Origin of the sequence: Sphingomonas sp., assembly GCF_035317925.1 — a bacterium.
Taxonomy (GTDB): domain Bacteria; phylum Pseudomonadota; class Alphaproteobacteria; order Sphingomonadales; family Sphingomonadaceae; genus Sphingomonas_I.
The window spans coordinates 1-3,024 of record NZ_DATHFV010000128.1 but is presented as its reverse complement, the minus strand read 5'-3'; the positions used below and the strand labels follow the sequence as shown (position 1 = coordinate 3,024).

Sequence of the window (3,024 nt, the reverse complement as noted above, 5' to 3'; positions counted from 1 at the left end):
CGTGGACATCGACGCTGGCGAGCCCTTCGCCACTTCGGTAACCGGCAAGGGCGATGGGCTCGCCAGCGTCGATGTCCACGCCGCCGACATCCAGGGCTTCCTCAAGGGCCAGTCGCTCACCGCGGGATCGTCGGGCTGGCTCGCCGACGCTTATGCCAAGGACAATGCCGCGCTCGACGGCATCATCAACTACGAGAGCGTGCTGCTCGATCTGTCGCATCGTCCGGGCGTGCAACTGCGCATCATCCGCCCGTCCGACGGCGCGGTCACCGCCGATTATCCTTTGCTGCTGGTCAACCCCGCGCGGCGGACCGACTATGACAATCTCGTCGCCATTCTGACCGGCGCCGAGATGCAGCGCGCGGCCGCGGCGTCGGGCCGACGCCCGATCGACGCGAGCATCCCGCCTTCGCCCGAGCTGTCGCGCGATCCCGCCATCGACCTGCCCTTCCCGGCCAAGCTCGACGCGGTCGATGCTCTGCTCGGCGCCTATCTCGACAAGCTCCGCCGGCCGGTCCGCAGCTGGTTCGTGCTCGATCGCTCCGGTTCGATGGAAGGCGACCGGATGGAGGGCGTCAAATCGGCGATGAGCACGCTCATCCAGGGCGACAAAACAACGCTGGCGGGCCGCTATGCGCGCCTGGCGGAGCGCGAGCGCACCACGCTCATCACCTTCTCCGAAGCGGTGGATCCGCCGCAGACCTTCCTGATCGACGCGCACCAGCCCGCCGGACGGGCCGGGCTGCTGGACGCGGTCAGCGCGATCACGGCCGACGGCAGCACCAACCTCTACGATGCGATGGCCGAGGCGCTCAGGCAGGCCGTCGCCGAACAGGCGCGCGATCCCGGCCGGGTCTATTCGATCGTGCTGATGACCGACGGAGAAGTGAATGCCGGCATGAACGCGAAGGATTTCGAGCGTTTCTATGCAGCGCTTCCCGCCAACAAGAAGGCGGTGAAGATATTCCCGATCCTGTTCGGCGAGGGCAATGTCGGCGAGATGGAACGCCTCGCTACGCTCACCGGCGGGCGCACCTTCGATGCCCGCACCGGCGCGCTTGCCGCCGTATTCCGCGAGATCCGGGGTTATCAGTGAGCATCGGCCAGCGGCTGTTCCAGGCCATATCCGACCGCCGCAACGTCGCGGGCCTGGTCGGCGCTGCCACCGGTCTCGGCCTGATGTATGGCGGCGTGATCGAGGCGGGCTGGCTCGCGATCACCGCCGGGCTTTACGGCGCGGGTTTTCTCGCGGTGCAGATCGCCGCGCCGCCGTCCGATTTTCCGCGCCTGGCCAATGGCGGTCCTGTCACCAGCGCGGCCGATCTGCCCGATGCATTGCGCCGCCTGGCGGGGCGGGTCGGCCCCGATCTGCCGCCGGCGGCGCGCAAGCATCTCGATTCGATCCTCGTCACCGCGACGTCGATCCAGGGCCGCCTCGCCGAAATGGACGCGAAAGGGATCGACGCCACGCCCTTTCAGCAACTGCTCGCCGGCTATGTGCCCGACACGCTGCGTGCCTATGAGCGCGTGCCCGCTGCGCTGCGCGCCAAGGTCCGCGGCGCGTCCGGGAAAACGCCCGATCAGCAGATCGACGAGCAACTCGGATTGCTGGCGGACCAGATGGAGAAGCTGGTCGAGGTGCTCGCGCAGGGCGACATGGACGCGATCGAAACCCAGACCCGCTTTCTGCAGGCGCGCTTCGCGACCGCCGAGCCGTTTGAATAGGCGCACCTTCCCCATGATACGGTATGGACGGGACGGGAAAGGGGCGCCTGCTCTGTCCGAATATTCCCTGCCCAGGCCAATATATCGGCCCCAGGAAACCGAACTCGAAGAAGAGCTTGCGAGATCGCTCCGCTTGACCAGGGACGCACGAAGCGCGCTGAATTTGCAAGTGATGCGATAGATGTAATATATCAATCCGGCGTAAGTTGCGATCGTGGATCGATATCCATGCGAGGCGCCTTGCTATGCCAAATGCTACGGGCAACCCCAGCTCCAAGGGGCGGAAGAACCGGACTATCGCGTTCAATATTTCGGCGGGCGTAATCGGCCTGATCGGCGTCTATCTGGTGTTCGGCGGCATCTGGCTGATCGCGCTGGGCGGCAGCCTCTATTATCTGCTGTGCGGCGCCGCGATCATCGCGACCAGCGTGCTGCTCTTCCTGCGCCGGCGCGCGGCACTCCTGCTCTACGCGCTCGTCATCGTTGCTACCTTGATCTGGGCAATCGCGGAGATCGGCTTCGACTGGTGGCAGCTCGTTCCCCGCGGCGACATCATCTTCCTGATCGGCGTCTATCTGTGCCTGCCGTTCATGATCACGCCCCTTATCGCCAGGCAGGCGGGCGATCGCCGTCGCAAGGCGGCGGCGCCGCTGCTCGGCGCGCTCGCCATCGCGGCGGTCGTCGGGCTGGTCGCGATGGTCTCCGAATATCACAGCGTCGACGGCACGCTGGCGCCCGCCCAGGGCCCCATCCCGGCAAATTATGCCGGCGTCCGCGATGGCGATTGGGGCGCCTATGGCGCGTCGGCCTATGGCGACAAATGGTCGCCGCTGACGCAGATCACGCCGGCGAACGTGTCGCGCCTCAAGGTGGCGTGGATCTATCGCACGGGCGACCTGAAGGGGCCGGGCGATCCCGGCGAGACGACCAACGAAGTCACGCCGATCAAGATCGGCGATACCGTCTATCTCTGCACGCCGCACGACCATGTCGTGGCGCTCGATGCGGAAACCGGGCGGGAGAAGTGGCGGTTCGACCCGAAGATCACCGTTTCGTCCAAGCTGCAGCATCTCACCTGCCGCGGCGTCGCCTATCACGACGCGGCCGAGCCCGGCGCGACGGCGGCGGCCAATGGCGAATGTCCGCAGCGCCTCTTCCTGCCGACCGCGGACGGCCGGCTGATCGCGCTGGATGCGCACAGCGGCCGCCTGTGTCCGGGCTTCGGAAACAAGGGCATCGTGAACCTGTGGACCGGGATGCCGGAGGTCCAGCCGGGCTGGTATTATTCGACCTCGGCGC

General features: G+C 66.6%; 2 protein-coding genes and 1 pseudogene. All 3 read left to right on the top strand.

The annotated features are described in order from the left end of the window. A partial coding sequence (locus VK533_RS09555) for a vWA domain-containing protein (protein WP_324376813.1) occupies positions 1–1,096 on the top strand: 1,096 nt, incomplete at its 5' end. Further along, the gene (locus VK533_RS09550; RefSeq protein ID WP_324376811.1) at positions 1,093–1,725 is read left to right on the top strand and encodes a hypothetical protein; all 633 of its coding nucleotides are present in this window, start codon (positions 1,093–1,095) and stop codon (positions 1,723–1,725) included. The genes VK533_RS09555 and VK533_RS09550, both read left to right, overlap by 4 nt. A gap of 245 nt (positions 1,726–1,970) precedes the next feature. Continuing rightward, positions 1,971–3,024 (top strand): annotated as a pseudogene (locus VK533_RS09545) (PQQ-binding-like beta-propeller repeat protein); the annotation flags it as partial.